The sequence below is a fragment of the Acidovorax sp. sif0632 genome (assembly GCF_019218805.1).
GTDB classification, from domain to species: Bacteria; Pseudomonadota; Gammaproteobacteria; order Burkholderiales; family Burkholderiaceae_C; genus Acidovorax; species Acidovorax facilis.
In genome coordinates, this window is the sequence record NZ_JAHUWW010000004.1 from 463,201 (window position 1) to 478,131 (window position 14,931).

A 14,931-nucleotide genomic window follows, 5' to 3' on the forward strand; every position below is an offset into this window, starting at 1 on the left:
AGCCCGGATTAGATCAGGCCGCTGGTGCGCAGCGCAGATTCGACCACAGCCTCGTTGCTGGTGGTCAGCGGCGTCATGGGCAGGCGCATCGTGCCACCGCACAGGCCCATGCGGGCCATGGCCCACTTGACCGGGATGGGGTTGGCTTCGACAAACAGGTTCTTGTGCACCGGCATCAGCTTGAACTGGATTTCCATGGCCCGGCGTGCATCGCCCGCCAGGGCAGCCACACACAGTTCGTGCATGAGGCGCGGGGCGACGTTGGCCGTCACGCTGATGTTGCCGTGGCCTCCGCACAGCATCAGCGCCACAGCGGTCGGGTCGTCGCCCGAATACACGCCAAAGCCCTGGGGCACATCGCGGATGAGCCACTGGGCGCGTTCGATGTTGCCGGTGGCTTCCTTGATGCCGATGATGCCGGGCACCTGGGTCAGGCGCAGCACGGTGTCGTGCTGCATATCGGCCACCGAGCGGCCGGGCACGTTGTACAGCACGATGGGCAGGTCGCCCGTGGCTTCGGCAATCGCCTTGAAATGCTGGAACTGGCCCTCTTGCGTAGGCTTGTTGTAGTACGGCACGACCTGCAACTGGCTGTCGGCCCCCACACCGCGCGCGAACTTGGCCAGCTCGATGGCTTCGGCGGTCGAATTGGCGCCACAGCCCGCCATGATGGGCACGCGCTTGGCAGATTGCTCCACGGCCACGCGGATGATCTCGCAATGTTCTTCGACGTTGACGGTGGGCGACTCGCCCGTGGTGCCCACCACGCCGATGCAGTCGGTGCCTTCGGCAATGTGCCAGTCGATCAGTTTGCGCAGGGCCGGGTAGTCCACGCTACCGTCCTCGTGCATGGGAGTGACGAGGGCGACGATGCTGCCGGTGAGAGCGACGGAGGAAGAGGTCATGTCCGCAGTGGTAAACGGTAAAAGAGCATTCTAACTAGCCCACATGGGCAGAAGATGTCGTGAGGGTCCCCCAGGCGGCGGGAGTTCCCGCACGGCCGTGATGCGTTGCACGAAACGGTCGGGGTTTTTTTGGAAGCCGTCTTCATAGGCTAGCGTGCGCAGCCCCGTGCAGGCGGTCAGCAGTTCTCCGGGCCGCAGCAGGAACTCCGGCCGGGCCGGGCGGCCCACAGTTTCGTTGCCGTGTGCAAAGGTCTCGTAGATCAGCACACCGCCTGGGGCCACGCTTTCCACTAGGGTGGCCAGCAGGGGCCGCCACAGGTAGTTGGTGACCACCACGGCACCAAACTGGCGGCCTGCAAAGGGCCATGGGCCGCTCTCGATGTCGGCCAGTACCAGTTCACCCAGACCCTCGCAAGCGGCCAGAGCCTCGGCAGAGCGGTCCACCCCCACCACGGAGTGCCCCAGGCCGCGCAGCCAGCGCAGGTGGCGCCCGGCGCCGCAAGCCACGTCGAGCACCGTGCTGCCCGGCGCAATCAGGTGGGACCAGCGGCGGACCCAGTCGGAGGGAGCTTCGTTACCGTGCATGTGCTATTGAAAATATAGCTATCAGCGCTTGTCCATCAAGCGCTAGCGGCCAAAAAACTTGAAAGAGGAAGGCGCGGGCTCAGAAGCACGCCCACATCTGGTCGGCCAGCATCACCATGAAGTCCGGCACCGTGTACATGCCAAACACCGCCAGGCACAGCACTACCGCCGTGATCCAGCCAAGCCAGCGCCATACCCGTGGCACGCTGCTGCCGGGCGGGGTGGTGGATGCGCTGACGGTGGGCATGAAGAAGTTCTTTGCAGGGGATGGTCAGGCAGGTTGGGCTGCGCCGCGCTGGATGGGGCTTTCCCGGACCGGCAGGTTTACCAGCCCGGCAAAAATACCCAGGCCGATGGCGATGTACCAGACGATATCGTAGCTGCCCGTCGCGTCATACAGATAGCCCCCCAGCCACACGCCCAGGAAGCTGCCGATCTGGTGGCTGAAGAACACGAAGCCGCCCAGCATCGACAGATGCTGCACGCCAAAGATTTGCGCGATGGTGGCGTTGGTGGGCGGGATGGTAGACAGCCACAGCGTGCCCATCACCGCCGAGAACACATACACCGACAGCGGCGACAGCGGCACCAGCAGGAACACGCTGATGGCCGCAGCCCGCGCAAAGTAGATAAAAGCCAGGATGAACCGCTTGGGCATGCGCTGGCCCAGCGTGCCGGCCACATAGGTGCCCAGCACATTGAACAGGCCAATCAGCGCCAGTGCATAGCTGGCCACCTGGGGCGACAGGCCGTGGTCCTTGAGGTAGCTGGGCATGTGCACGCCGATGAACACCACCTGGAATCCACAGACGAAGTAGCCCGCCATCAACAGGTTGAAACTGGGGTAGCGGAACGCCTCGCCCAGCGCTTGCAGGATCGTCTGCTCGCGCTTGACCGGGGCCGCTCCCGCGAAGTTGGGCTCGCGCAGCCCAAAGGCCAGCGGCACGATGAGCAGCACCATCAAGGACAGCGCCAGCAGCGCCTGCTGCCAACCCAGTCCGGCAATCAGCCAGCCTTCCACCGGCACCATGAGGAACTGGCCGAACGAGCCTGCCGCAGCAGCCACACCCATGGCCCAGGACCGGCGTTCGGGTGCAATCTGGCGCCCCAGCACACCGTAGATCACGGCATAGGTGGTGCCTGCCTGGGCCGCGCCAATCAGCACGCCCGCCGTCAGCGCAAACAGCGTGGGCGTGGGCGACAGTGCCATGCCCGCCAGGCCCAGGCCGTACAGCACGGCACCGCCCATCAGCACGCGGAACGCGCCAAACCGGTCGGCCACCATGCCCGCAAAAATGCCGATCAGGCCCCAGGACAGGTTCTGGATGGCAATTGCCAGTGCGAACGACTGGCGCGTCCAGCCCATCTCCTGGGTGATGGGCAAGAGCCAGAGCCCGAAGCCGTGGCGGATGCCCATCGACAGGGTCACGATGGCCGCGCCGCAGGCCAGCACCTGGAACATGGACAGTTTGGGAGGATTCGTATGCATGCGCAGGAATGTAGCCAGATTGCGTGAAACGTGCTGATACACCGGGGACCAATACAGTTGGTAGCAGGGGCGAAGGTGGGGCTGGTTTTATATCCAGCTATTGCTGCGTTGCCGCACTACAATCCGCCCCATGTCTGCCAAACCGTCTTCTGCATCCGCCAGCGAATATTCCGAAGGCTCGATCCGCGTGCTCAAGGGCCTGGAGCCCGTCAAGCAACGCCCGGGCATGTACACCCGCACCGACAACCCCCTGCACATCGTTCAGGAGGTGCTGGACAACGCGGCCGACGAGGCGCTGGCCGGGCACGGCAAGAAGATCCGCGTCACGCTGCATGCCGACGGCTCGGTCAGCGTGGAGGACGACGGCCGGGGCATTCCGTTTGGCATGCACCCCGAGGAAAACGCCCCGGTGATCGAACTGGTGTTCACCCGGCTGCACGCGGGTGGCAAGTTCGACAAGGGCAAGGGCGGCGCCTACAGCTTCTCGGGCGGCCTGCACGGCGTGGGCGTGAGTGTGACCAACGCTTTGGCCACACGACTGGAGGCAACGAGCTACCGCGAAGGCAAGGCGGCACGCCTGGTGTTCTCGGCCGGTGACGTGATCGAACCCCTGGTGGCCCGGCCGCTGGAGGCGGGCGAGCGCAAGCAGGGCACGTCGGTGCGCGTGTGGCCCGACGCCAAGTATTTCGAGTCGAGCGCGCTGCCCATGGGCGAGTTGACCCACCTGCTGCGCAGCAAGGCGGTGCTCATGCCGGGCGTCACGGTGCAGCTCGTCAACGAGAAAACCCGCGACACGCAAACCTGGCAGTACAAGGGCGGCCTGCGCGACTACCTCATGCAGACGCTCAACGGCGACCCGGTGATCCCGCTGTTTGAAGGCGAGGGTTTTGCCGACCGCAACAACGAAAGTTTTGCCGAAGGCGAGGGCGCATCCTGGTGTGTCGCCTTCACCGAAGACGGCCAGCCCGTGCGCGAGAGCTACGTCAACCTGATTCCCACGAGCGCGGGCGGCACGCACGAGAGCGGCCTGCGCGACGGCCTGTTCAATGCAGTCAAGAGCTTCATCGAGCTGCACAGCCTGCTGCCCAAGGGTGTGAAGCTGCTGCCCGAGGACGTGTTTGCGCGCGCCAGCTATGTGCTCAGTGCCAAGGTGCTCGACCCGCAGTTCCAGGGCCAGATCAAGGAGCGCCTGAACTCGCGCGACGCGGTGCGGCTGGTCAGCGGCTTCGTGCGCCCGGCGCTGGAGCTGTGGCTCAACCAGCATGTCGAATACGGCAAGAAGCTTGCCGAGCTGGCCATCAAGGCCGCGCAGACGCGCCAGAAGGCGGGCCAGAAGGTCGAAAAACGCAAGGGCTCGGGCGTGGCCGTGTTGCCCGGCAAGCTCACCGACTGCGAAAGCAAGGACATCGCCCACAACGAAGTCTTCCTGGTCGAGGGCGACTCGGCCGGCGGCAGCGCCAAGATGGGCCGCGACAAGGAAAGCCAGGCCATCCTGCCGCTGCGCGGCAAGGTGCTCAACACCTGGGAGGTGGAGCGCGACCGCCTGTTTGCCAACAACGAAATCCACGACATCTCGGTGGCCATCGGCGTGGACCCGCATGGCCCCAACGACACTCCGGATTTGAGCGGCCTGCGCTACGGCAAGGTTTGCATCTTGAGTGACGCCGACGTGGATGGCTCGCACATCCAGGTGCTGCTGCTCACGCTCTTCTTCCGCCACTTCCCCAAGCTCATCGAAACCGGCCACATCTATGTGGCGCGCCCGCCGCTGTTCCGCGTGGATGTACCCGCGCGCGGCAAGAAGCCCGCCGCCAAGATGTATGCGCTGGACGATGGCGAACTGACGGCCATCCTCGACAAGTGCGCCAAGGACGGCGTGCCCAAAGAGAAGTGCCAGATCAGCCGCTTCAAGGGCCTGGGCGAGATGAACGCCGAGCAGCTGTGGGAAACCACGCTCAACCCCGACACCCGCCGCCTGCTGCCCGTGCAACTGGGCGACATGGACTTTGCCGCCACCGAAGGCCTCATCACCAAGCTCATGGGCAAGGGCGAAGCCGCCGCGCGCCGTGAGCTGATGGAGCTGCATGGCGATGCGGTCGAGATCGATATCTGACCGCATCGACGCGCTCCGCCCGGTGTTTGTGATCAAAATATGAACAAAAATAGTGCCCTGCGCTTGTCTGTATTGGGTTTGCTGCTATGTTTTGTGCAGCAAATGGCCCATGCGGACCTGTGGGCGCATGTGGACGAGCGCGGCGTGACGCACTTTGCGGCCGAGCAGGTCGATGCGCGCTACCAGCTGTTTTTTCGCGGCAACGACTTTGACTCCACCCGCGACGCGCCTGCCAATGCGTCGCCCATGCCCTACGCGCTGCCCGCAGCAGGCGCGCGCCTGCTGGCCTTTTTTGACATCGCCCCCGACTACAAACGCGTCAAACACCACCTGCGCGCTGCGTCCGCCAAACACGGTGTGGACTACGAGCTGCTGCAGGCCGTGATCGCGACCGAGTCCGGCTTTGACGCCACCGCCGTGTCGCCCAAGGGCGCCGTGGGCCTGATGCAGGTGATGCCCGCCACCGCCAACCGCTTTGGCGTGAGCAGCGACGCCAAGCGCACGGTGGAACAGAAGCTGACCGACCCGGCGGTGAATGTGCCCACTGGCACCCGTTACCTGCGCCACCTGCTGGACCTGTTCCCCGGTCGCATGGACCTAGCCGTGGCGGCCTACAACGCCGGTGAAGGTGCGGTACAGCGCGCGGGCAACCAAATCCCCGCGTACAAGGAAACGCAGAGCTATGTGCGCACCGTGCTGGGCCTGTATGCCCAGCTCAAGCCCCCGGCACCCGTGCTGGCACAGCGTGCAGCGCCTGGCCGCGTACGCATGGAGCTCTCGGGCGGTGCCACCAACAGGGGCAACCTGCCGCCCACCCGCGTCGCGCAGACACGCGACCAGAACCTGAATCAAGAACCTGTAGTTAACGAATGAGCGACCAACCGACTTTGGATTTCACCACCGCAGGCGATGACGGGGGCGACTCCCTGGGCCTTGCGGGCTATGCCCAGCGCGCCTACCTTGAATACGCACTGTCGGTCGTCAAGGGCCGTGCGTTGCCCGATGTGTGCGACGGCCTCAAGCCCGTGCAGAGGCGCATCCTGTATTCGATGGACCGCATGGGCCTGGGCTACAGCGGCCCTACGCGCAATACTGCCGCCAAGCCGGTCAAGAGCGCCCGCGTGGTGGGCGATGTGCTGGGCCGCTTCCACCCGCATGGTGACCAGTCGGCCTACGACGCGCTGGTGCGCATGGCGCAGGACTTTGCCCAGCGCTACCCGCTGATCGACGGCCAGGGCAACTTCGGCAGCCGCGATGGCGATGGCGCCGCTGCCATGCGCTACACCGAGGCGCGCCTGTCGCGCATCACCAGCCTGCTGCTCGACGAGATCGACGAAGGCACAGTGGATTTCATGCCCAACTACGACGGCAGCACCGAGGAGCCGCGCCAGTTACCCGCCCGCCTGCCGTTTGCGTTGCTCAACGGCGCCAGCGGCATCGCCGTGGGCCTGGCCACCGAAATCCCCAGCCACAACCTGCGCGAGATTGCCGACGCCTGCATTGCGCTCATCAAGACACCTTCGCTGAGCCAGGACGAGCTGCTGGCCATCGTGCCCGGGCCCGACTACCCCGGCGGTGGCCAGATCATCAGCAGCCCCGGTGACATTGCCGATGCCTACCGCACCGGCCGGGGCAGCCTCAAGGTGCGCGCGCGCTGGAAGATCGAGGAACTGGCGCGTGGCCAGTGGCAACTGGTGGTGAACGAGCTGCCACCGGGCGTGAGCACGCAGCGCGTGCTCGAAGAGATCGAGGAAATCACCAACCCCAAAGTCAAGGCCGGCAAGAAGGCGCTGAGCCAGGACCAGACGCAACTGAAGGCCAGCATCCTGGCCGTGCTGGATGTCGTGCGCGACGAATCCAGCAAAGACGCCCCCGTGCGCCTGGTGTTCGAGCCCAAGACGGGCAAGACCCCGCAGCAGGAGCTGATCACCGCGCTGCTGGCGCACACCAGCCTGGAGACCTCGGCCCCCATCAACCTCACCATGGTGGGGCTCGACGGCAAGCCGGTGCAAAAGTCGCTGCGGGTGATGCTGGAAGAGTGGATCGCCTTCCGCCAGACAACGATCACGCGCCGCAGCCAGCACCGCCTGAACAAGGTGCTCGAGCGCATCCACATCCTCGAAGGGCGGCAGACCGTGCTGCTCAACATCGACGAGGTGATCGCCATCATCCGTGCGGCCGAGGAGCCCAAGGCCGCGCTGATTGCGCGCTTCAACCTCAGCGATCGACAGGCCGAAGACATCCTTGAAATTCGCCTGCGCCAGCTTGCGCGGCTCGAAGCCATCAAGATCGAGCAGGAACTGAAAGAACTGCGCGAAAGCCAGGGCAAGCTAGAAGACATTCTGAACAACCCCGGCTCGCTGCGCCGCACCATGGTCAAGGAGATCGAGGCCGACGCCAAGACCTTTGCCGATGCGCGCCGCACGCTGATCCAGGCCGAGAAAAAGGCTGTGGCCGAAGTGAAGGTGGTGGACGAGCCCGTCACGGTGATCGTCTCGCAAAAAGGCTGGGTGCGCGCTCGCACCGGCCATGGCCACGAGGCTGCCAGTTTTGCCTTCAAGGCGGGAGATGGCCTGTATGGCACGTTTGAATGCCGTACGGTCGATACCTTGCTGGCCTTTGGCAGCAATGGCCGCGTGTACTCGGTGGCGGTGTCATTGCTGCCCGGCGCACGCGGTGACGGCCAGCCGGTGACCACGCTGATTGAGTTGGAAGCCGGCACCCAACTGCTGCACTACTTTGCAGGGCCCGCCAACGCCACGCTGCTGCTGTCCAACTCCGGTGGCTACGGCTTTCTGGCGGCGGTGGAGAACATGGTCTCGCGCCAGAAGGGCGGCAAGGCCTTCCTCACGTTGGGCGAGGGCGAGACGGTGTGTGTGCCTTCGCATGCTGCGGGCACCACGGGCAGCAAGCCCGTGCTGCCTGCCACGCATGTGGCCTGTGCCTCCACGGGCGGGCGCATCCTCACGTTCGAGATCACCGAGCTGAAAACCATGGTCAACGGCGGTCGCGGGCTGATGCTGATTGACCTGGAAGACAAGGACCAGCTGGCGGGAGCCGCAGCCTACACACGCAGCATTCGCCTGGATGGCATTGGCCGGGGCGGCAAGCAGCGCGACGAGACGCTCGAGATCCGCAGCCTGAACAACGCCCGCGCCGCGCGAGGCCGCAAGGGCAAGGCGGCGGATCTGGGCTTCAAGCCCAACGCAGTGACGCGCGTGGAGTAAGACTGTGGCGTCGCGCTCACCCACGCTGGATGAGCTGCGCCGCTACGCGATTGCGCGCAGCCTGTTCAAACCGCTGACGCTGCCCGGCGCAATCCGCAAGCTGGGGTTTGTGCAGGCTGACCCGATGCGAGCACCCGCGCGGGCGCAGGACCTGATTTTGCGTCTGCGGGTGCGCGACTACCGCGCGGGTGACCTGGAACGCCGCTACGAGCGCTTAGGTATTGAAGAAGACGCCTTCGTTAACTACGGCTTTGTGTCCCGCGAGATGCTGGCGCTGCTGCACCCGCGCACGCCGCGCAGGCCGTGGGACGCCGCCACTACCGAACGTGCGCGTGAGGTGCTGGCGTTTGTGCAGGAGCGGGGCATGGTGCACCCGCGCGAAGTGAGCGAAGCGTTTGCGCACCATGGCCGCGTGGCGGGCTACTGGGGCGGCGAGCTCAATGCCAGCACACGCCTGCTGGATGCGATGCACCACCACGGCTGGTTGCGGGTGTGCCGCCGCGAGTCGGGCACTCGGGTGTATGCACCCGTTGCGCACCCCGAGCAGGACGTCAGCCCCGCCGCACGTTTGGCCCGCGCCGAAGCCCTGGTGGATCGCATCGTGGCGCTGTATGCCCCGTTGCCTGCACCCAGCCTGGGCTACCTGGTCACGCTGCTGCGCTACGGCGCACCGCAGCTGGCTGCCGAGGCGCGCGCGGTGGCCAAGGCCGCACCGTCACGCTACGGCCATGCGGTGGTCGATGGAACCACCTGGTTTTGGCCTGTCGCTGAAAGTCCGGCATCGCGCCGCCACCAGCCGGATAACGGCGTGCGGCTATTGGCACCGTTCGATCCCGTGGTGTGGGACCGACGCCGCTTCGAGATGCTGTGGGGCTGGGCGTACCGGTTCGAGGCGTATGTACCGGCGCCCAAGCGCACCATGGGCCACTATGCGTTGCCGGTGCTGTGGGGCGAACAGATGGTGGGCTGGGCCAACCTGCGCGTGGAGCGTGGTCGGCTGCAGCATGCTCTGGGTTTTGTGGCCGGGCGCCCACCACGCGACGCGGGGTTCCGGCGCGCGCTGGGCGAGGAACTGGCGCGTTTTGAGGCCTTCCTCGGCTCCGCAGCCTGACAGCCCGCTCATGCACCCGGCACCCCGGGCCTGCGAGTTAGCACCTGTCGCCAGTTTTTTTCAGGGTGTTGCAGCGGGCGACAGGGGCCGCTGGCACCGCGCTTTTGTCGACGGTGGGCGTACAGATGGCATGCGAATGGGGCATTTGCCCGAGCGACACGACCTGCTGAAACCCCGTGGCCGAACTCTGGCGGCGCGATGATGCCCGCCCCGGGAGGTGTGGTGGGACCCATGCAGGCAGGGCAGACCCTGATGTGCAGTGACGGAGTTTGTGCAATCGTGAAAAAGCGTGCAACATCTGTACACAAACACAACGCTTCAGGAGGCAACCATGCCCAAGCATCTTCGGATGGCTCACAAGCTCTGGCTGGCGGTGATTTTGATTGTGGTCATGCTGGTGGCGGTGGTGGGCTTTGCGGCCTACCGGTCTGCCAAGGTACAGGCCCATGCTGATGCGGTGAGCAAAGACATGGAGTCGCGCGTGCAGGCAGCATTGCGCTGGTCGGGTCTTACCGAGACCAATGCCGCCAGAACCCAGGCCCTGATCGTCAGCAGCGACCCGGCCGTCGAAGCCGAGTTCAAGGACGTGATCACGGCCACATCGGCGCAGATCAGCGAAGTGCAAAAGTCGCTGGAATCCATGGCCCTGTCGGAGGCCGACAAGCAGCAGATGGCCAAGATCGCCGCTGCGCGCAAGACCATGATCGACCTGCGCGGCGAGGCCCGCAAACTCAAGAGCGATGGGCAGCAAGAACAGGCTGTGACGTTGATCACCCAGAAGTACAACCCTTCGGTGGCGGCCTACACCACCACGCTGCGTGAGTTCGTTCAGCAGCAGCAGCAAGGTGCCGAGGCCGTTCAGAAGCAGATGGCGGCAGAGCGCATGCTGACGGTCAAGATTGCTGCCGTGGCCGTGGGCCTGCTGCTGCTGGCCATCATTGTGGGTGCCTACTACCTGATCGGCAGCATCCAGCGGCCCTTGGAGCAGGCCAACGGGCTGGCCGAACGCATTGCCGGGGGCGACCTGAGCATGCAGGAATCCGTGACCCGGGGCGACGAGTTTGGCGACCTGCTGCGTTCGCTGTATGCCATGAGCAGCGCCTTGGGTCGCATGGTGCACCAGGTGCGCCAGAGCACCGACAGCATCGCCATCGCCAGCGCCGAGATCGCTACGGGCAACCACGACCTTTCGGCCCGCACCGAGCAGACCTCCAGCAACCTGCAGGAGACGGCGGCCGCAATGGAGCAGTTCACCAGCACCATCCAGCAAAGCGCAGGCAGTGCGCAGCAGGCCAGCAGCCTGGCGGCGGGCGCCACGGGCGTGGCGCGCCGGGGCGGCGAGGTGGTGAACCAGGTGGTGGCCACGATGGAGGACATCAACCACAGCAGCAAGAAGATCGCGGACATCATTGGCGTGATTGATGGCATAGCCTTTCAGACCAACATCCTCGCGCTGAACGCCGCTGTGGAAGCAGCCCGCGCGGGTGAGCAGGGCCGGGGTTTTGCGGTGGTGGCCAGCGAGGTGCGCAGCCTTGCCCAGCGCAGCGCCGAGGCCGCCAAGGAGATCAAGTTGCTCATCAGTGCGTCGGTCGAGAAGGTGGAGACGGGCTCGCGCCTGGTGTCGGACGCGGGCACCACCATGACCGACATCGTGCAGTCGGTGCAGCGCGTGACCGACATGATTGGCGAGATCACCGCAGCATCGTCCGAACAGAGTGCGGGGGTGTCGCAGGTCAACAAGGCGATCAGCAACCTTGACCAGATGACGCAGCAGAATGCGGCGCTGGTGGAAGAAAGCGCCGCCGCCGCCCAGAGCCTGCGTGAGCAGGCAGATCACCTGGCGCGCGAGGTGTCCATGTTCAAGGTGAATGCCGCCAGCTATGGGCCCGCGCAGGCGGCCATTGGTGCGGCGCGCGCCACGGCTGCCCAGCGGCCACAGGCACCCGCACGGCCCGCACCGGGTTCTGGTGCGAAGGCACTCCACGGCACGCCCGCTGCGGTGGCCAAGGCTCCGGCTGCAGCGGCCGCTGTTGCCAAGGTATCTGCCGCACCTGCACCCGCCAGCCGCAAGCCCGCGGTGGCCCAGGGATCGGAAGAGGACTGGGAGTCTTTTTGACGCTCTGACAACTGGCAGCCATGGTGTCATGGCGGCTGGGAGGGGCGTATCCGTCACCGCCCAGCGCAGAAAACAAAAAAACCCATGGCAGTCATGCCATGGGTTTTTTTGGTGAGGGGGGTGGGGTCTGTCAGGCCAGCTCTGCGATCAGCTCGATTTCCACGCAGGCGCCCAGGGGGATCTGCGCCACGCCAAAAGCACTGCGGGCGTGCACGCCTTTTTCGCCAAAGACCTGGCCCAGCAGTTCGCTGGCACCGTTGGTCACCAGGTGCTGCTCGGTGAAATCACCCGTGGAATTCACCAGGCTCATGACCTTGACGATGCGCTTGACGCGGTTGAGGTCGCCGCCACAGGCAGCCTGCAACGTGCCCATGAGGTCAATCGCTACCGAGCGTGCAGCTTCCTTGCCTTCTTCGGTGCCGATATCGCGGCCAAACTGCGCGGCCCAGGGCTTGCCGTCCTTGCGTGCGATGTGGCCGGACAGGAACACCAGGTTGCCCGTCTGCACATAGGGCACATAGGCGGCAGCGGGCACCGACACGGGGGGCAGGGTGATGTTGAGTTCTTTCAGCTTGTCGTAAACGCTCATGGTCTTTCCTCGGTTTGGCGTGAAGGTGGATGGCGGGGGCTGGCCGGTGCAGGTGCGCCGGCACGGCCTGCTGGTCAGCGCGGTGGCTTCGCGGTCCGGCGGCACCCGGATGGCCGCGAGTGTTACACAGCCTGGTGTGCAGAATCCAGCGGCCAGCCCCCAGGCATCGCATTAGCATCAGCCCATGCCCGCCATAAGCGCCCCTAATGCCATTTCATCCGCCCCTGGGGGCCTGGATGGCGCCGTGGCCAGCGAAAGCTCCGCGATGGTCGCCGCCGTTCCTTGGCGCTTGCCTGCGTGGCTGCTGGGGGCCGTATTGGGGGCCGCGCTGCAGCTGCAGCAGCCGGTGTTGTGGCCCGGGGTGGTCTACGGGGCGGTTCTGGTGGCGGCGTGTGTGGTGGGCGGGTGCGCGCGGGCAGCGTCCAGGCGACGCAGATGGGGCGCTCATGCGGCCACCGCGCTGGCCGTGGGCGCCGGATTGCTGGTGATGTTCGCCCTGTGTGGGCTGCGCGCTGTGGACTATGCGGCCCAGGGCCTTGCGCCCGCGCTGGAGGGCCAGGACATCCGGGTGACCGGCGTGGTGGCGGCCATGCCGCAGACCAACGAGGCTGGCACCCGCATCCGCGTGGACGTGGAGGCCGCGCGCCTGAACGGTGCCCCGGTGACGCTGCCGCCGCGCATCGATGTGGCCTGGTACGGCGGCCCGTTCCGCGATGCGGCCGGAACCTTGGACCTGCAGCGTCCACCGCCCGCCCTGAAAGCCGGCGACCGCTGGGCGTTGACGGTGCGCCTGAAGGCGCCGCACGGGCTGCGCAACCCCCATGGTTTTGACTACGAGTTGTGGATGTGGGAGCAGGGCGTGCAGGCCACAGGCTACGTGCGTGCAGGGCCCAAGGACGAGCCGCCCGAGTTTGTGACAGCAACCTGGCTGCATCCGGTGGAGCGGGCGCGGCAGTCGGTGCGCGATGCGATCCTGGAGCGCCTGGCGGGCGACCAGGATGGCAGTGACCCTGCCCGCACGCGCGTTGCGGGCGTGGTGGCGGCGTTGGTGACAGGTGACCAGCGCGCCATTGACCGTGCCGATTGGGATGTGTTCCGCGCCACGGGCGTGGCTCACCTCATGAGCATCTCCGGGCTTCACATCACCTTGTTTGCCTGGCTGGCCGCGCTGGTGGTGGGTGCCCTGTGGCGGCGTTCCACCCGGCTGTGCCTGGCGGTGCCCGCGCCCTCTGCAGCACTGGCCTCCGGGGTGGTGCTGGCGGCAGCCTACGCGCTGTTCAGCGGCTGGGGCGTGCCTGCACAGCGCACGGTGATCATGCTGGCTGCCATTGCCGTGCTGCAGCTCAGCGGCCGCCGCTGGCCCTGGCCGCAGGTGTGGCTGTGGGCGTGTGCGGCCGTGGTGGCGGCAGACCCGTGGGCGCTGGCGCAGGCAGGCTTCTGGCTGAGCTTTGTGGCGGTGGGTATTCTGTTCGCTACTAATTCAATAGCTGGTAGCGCTTATCCAACTAGCGCTAGGCACCATTTTTATGTATTGATTCGGGAGCAGTGGGTGGTGACGCTGGCGCTCACGCCCCTGACCCTGCTGTTGTTTGGCCAGGTGTCGGTGGTGGGTTTTGCCGCCAACCTGGTGGCGATTCCCTGGGTCACCCTGGTGATCACCCCGCTGGCGTTGGGCGGCGTGCTGTGGGCACCCTTGTGGAGCCTGGCCGCCCTCAGTTTGCAGCCGCTGGCAGCCCTGCTGCAATGGCTGGCGTTGTGGCCCTGGGCCGTGGTCTTCCTGCCTGCCGCGCCGTTGTGGGCAGGCATGCTGGCCGTGGCCGGAGGCGCGCTGCTGGCCACGCGCCTGCCCTGGCGGCTGCGGCTGCTGGCATTTCCCCTCCTGTGGCCCGCGCTGTGGTGGCAGCCGGTGCGCCCGGCGGCAGGGCAGTTTGAACTGCTGGCCGCAGACATCGGCCAGGGCAATGCGGTGCTGGTGCGCACCGCCACCCACACGCTGCTGTACGACGCAGGGCCGCGTTTCAGCCGCGAGAGCGACGCGGGCCACCGCGTGCTGGTGCCGCTGCTGCGGGCACTGGGGGAGCGCGTGGACACCCTCATGCTCAGCCACCGCGATGCAGACCACACCGGCGGTGCGGCCGCGGTGCTGGCGCAGCAGCCGCATGCGGAGCTGGTGGGCTCGATCGAGGCAGAGAACACCTTGCAGGCCTTGCGCCCAGTCCAGCCCTGCCTGGCGGGCCAGCGCTGGGAATGGGATGGTGTGGCCTTCGAAGTGCTGCACCCGCAGCCGGACGACGCGGCGGTGCGCAGCGTGCGCCCCAATGCGCTGAGCTGTGTGCTGCGCATCACCTCCGCCGGGCCGCAGGGCGTGTCGGCCTTGCTGGTGGGCGACATCGAAGCCCCGCAGGAACAGGCCCTGCTGGCGCGCGGTGCGGCGCTCCAGGCCGACCTGCTGCTGGTGCCCCACCACGGCAGCAAGACATCATCGTCCCCGGCGTTTCTGGATGCCGTCCAGCCGCGCACTGCTTTGGTGCAAGCCGGGTACCGCAACCGCTTTGGCCATCCAGCCCCGCAGGTGTTGCAGCGCTATCGCCTTCGCGACATCGAGGTGGTGGAGTCTTCGCGCTGTGGCGCCGCGACCTGGGCCTCTGCCAAACCCGCAGCAATAGGGTGTGAACGCGATGCGGGCCGACGCTACTGGCAGCACCAGATGGTGCCCCGGGCGGACTCAGCAGGCGCGATGCCGTAGTGCCACCAGGGGCCGTTTGCAGAGTGTGGGCGCGCAACTTGCTATCCTGT

The 14,931-nt window shown here is 66.2% G+C and carries 11 protein-coding genes; 6 read left to right on the plus strand and 5 right to left on the minus strand.

Annotation, left to right across the window (positions count from 1 at the left end; all coding sequences use genetic code 11):
- Positions 1-8 precede the first annotated feature (8 nt).
- From dapA to KW832_RS15825, 4 genes are all read right to left on the minus strand, one after another.
- A complete protein-coding gene (dapA, locus tag KW832_RS15810; protein ID WP_121505839.1) occupies positions 9-905 on the minus strand; it encodes a 4-hydroxy-tetrahydrodipicolinate synthase in 897 nt (298 codons plus the stop codon).
- 30 nt (positions 906-935) lie between these two features.
- The gene (locus KW832_RS15815) at positions 936-1,490 is read right to left on the minus strand and encodes a bifunctional 2-polyprenyl-6-hydroxyphenol methylase/3-demethylubiquinol 3-O-methyltransferase UbiG (RefSeq protein ID WP_121505840.1); all 555 of its coding nucleotides are present in this window, start codon (positions 1,488-1,490) and stop codon (positions 936-938) included.
- A 79-nt stretch (positions 1,491-1,569) separates the two neighbouring features.
- Positions 1,570-1,737, minus strand: a complete 168-nt coding sequence (locus tag KW832_RS15820; protein WP_176886539.1) for a hypothetical protein — start codon at positions 1,735-1,737, stop codon at positions 1,570-1,572.
- Positions 1,738-1,761: 24 nt separating this feature from the next.
- The gene (locus KW832_RS15825) at positions 1,762-2,979 is read right to left on the minus strand and encodes an MFS transporter (RefSeq protein WP_055400907.1); all 1,218 of its coding nucleotides are present in this window, start codon (positions 2,977-2,979) and stop codon (positions 1,762-1,764) included.
- Positions 2,980-3,109: 130 nt separating this feature from the next.
- Here KW832_RS15825 and KW832_RS15830 point away from each other — a divergent pair, with 130 nt between their 5' ends.
- The 5 genes from KW832_RS15830 (at position 3,110) to KW832_RS15850 (ending at position 11,546) form a co-directional block, all read left to right on the plus strand.
- Positions 3,110-5,092, plus strand: coding sequence for a DNA topoisomerase IV subunit B (locus KW832_RS15830; protein WP_218300624.1), 1,983 nt, complete (start codon positions 3,110-3,112; stop codon positions 5,090-5,092).
- Between the two features lie 39 nt (positions 5,093-5,131).
- Positions 5,132-5,965, plus strand: coding sequence for a lytic transglycosylase domain-containing protein (locus KW832_RS15835; RefSeq protein ID WP_218300625.1), 834 nt, complete (start codon positions 5,132-5,134; stop codon positions 5,963-5,965).
- Positions 5,962-8,319 carry a DNA topoisomerase IV subunit A gene (gene parC / locus KW832_RS15840; RefSeq protein ID WP_218300626.1) on the plus strand — a complete coding sequence of 786 codons (2,358 nt, stop codon included), beginning with the start codon at positions 5,962-5,964 and terminating at the stop codon, positions 8,317-8,319. The genes KW832_RS15835 and parC overlap by 4 nt, the downstream gene beginning before the upstream one ends.
- 4 nt (positions 8,320-8,323) lie before the next feature.
- Positions 8,324-9,430, plus strand: a complete 1,107-nt coding sequence (locus KW832_RS15845) for a DNA glycosylase AlkZ-like family protein (RefSeq protein WP_218300627.1) — start codon at positions 8,324-8,326, stop codon at positions 9,428-9,430.
- A gap of 331 nt (positions 9,431-9,761) precedes the next feature.
- Entirely contained in the window at positions 9,762-11,546 is a 1,785-nt protein-coding gene (locus tag KW832_RS15850; RefSeq protein WP_218300628.1) for a methyl-accepting chemotaxis protein, read from the plus strand.
- 130 nt (positions 11,547-11,676) lie between these two features.
- On the opposite strand, the gene KW832_RS15855 is transcribed toward KW832_RS15850, so the two are convergent.
- Positions 11,677-12,135: a RidA family protein gene (locus KW832_RS15855; RefSeq protein WP_121505846.1), complete on the minus strand. Its 459-nt coding sequence runs from the start codon at positions 12,133-12,135 to the stop codon at positions 11,677-11,679.
- A gap of 265 nt (positions 12,136-12,400) precedes the next feature.
- Here KW832_RS15855 and KW832_RS15860 point away from each other — a divergent pair, with 265 nt between their 5' ends.
- On the plus strand, positions 12,401-14,881 hold the full coding sequence (locus tag KW832_RS15860) for a DNA internalization-related competence protein ComEC/Rec2 (RefSeq protein ID WP_218300688.1): 2,481 nt from the start codon (positions 12,401-12,403) through the stop codon (positions 14,879-14,881).
- Positions 14,882-14,931 lie beyond the last annotated feature (50 nt).

What these genes read in the sequence shown, in the direction of transcription:
- dapA (WP_121505839.1), bottom strand. Translation starts at nt 905, where the DNA reads ATGACCTCTTCCTCCGTCGCTCTCACCGGCAGCATCGTCGCCCTCGTC.
- KW832_RS15815 (WP_121505840.1), bottom strand. Translation starts at nt 1,490, where the DNA reads ATGCACGGTAACGAAGCTCCCTCCGACTGGGTCCGCCGCTGGTCCCAC.
- KW832_RS15820 (WP_176886539.1), bottom strand. Translation starts at nt 1,737, where the DNA reads ATGCCCACCGTCAGCGCATCCACCACCCCGCCCGGCAGCAGCGTGCCA.
- KW832_RS15825 (WP_055400907.1), bottom strand. Translation starts at nt 2,979, where the DNA reads ATGCATACGAATCCTCCCAAACTGTCCATGTTCCAGGTGCTGGCCTGC.
- KW832_RS15830 (WP_218300624.1), top strand. Translation starts at nt 3,110, where the DNA reads ATGTCTGCCAAACCGTCTTCTGCATCCGCCAGCGAATATTCCGAAGGC.
- KW832_RS15835 (WP_218300625.1), top strand. Translation starts at nt 5,132, where the DNA reads ATGAACAAAAATAGTGCCCTGCGCTTGTCTGTATTGGGTTTGCTGCTA.
- parC (WP_218300626.1), top strand. Translation starts at nt 5,962, where the DNA reads ATGAGCGACCAACCGACTTTGGATTTCACCACCGCAGGCGATGACGGG.
- KW832_RS15850 (WP_218300628.1), top strand. Translation starts at nt 9,762, where the DNA reads ATGCCCAAGCATCTTCGGATGGCTCACAAGCTCTGGCTGGCGGTGATT.
- KW832_RS15855 (WP_121505846.1), bottom strand. Translation starts at nt 12,135, where the DNA reads ATGAGCGTTTACGACAAGCTGAAAGAACTCAACATCACCCTGCCCCCC.
- KW832_RS15860 (WP_218300688.1), top strand. Translation starts at nt 12,401, where the DNA reads ATGGTCGCCGCCGTTCCTTGGCGCTTGCCTGCGTGGCTGCTGGGGGCC.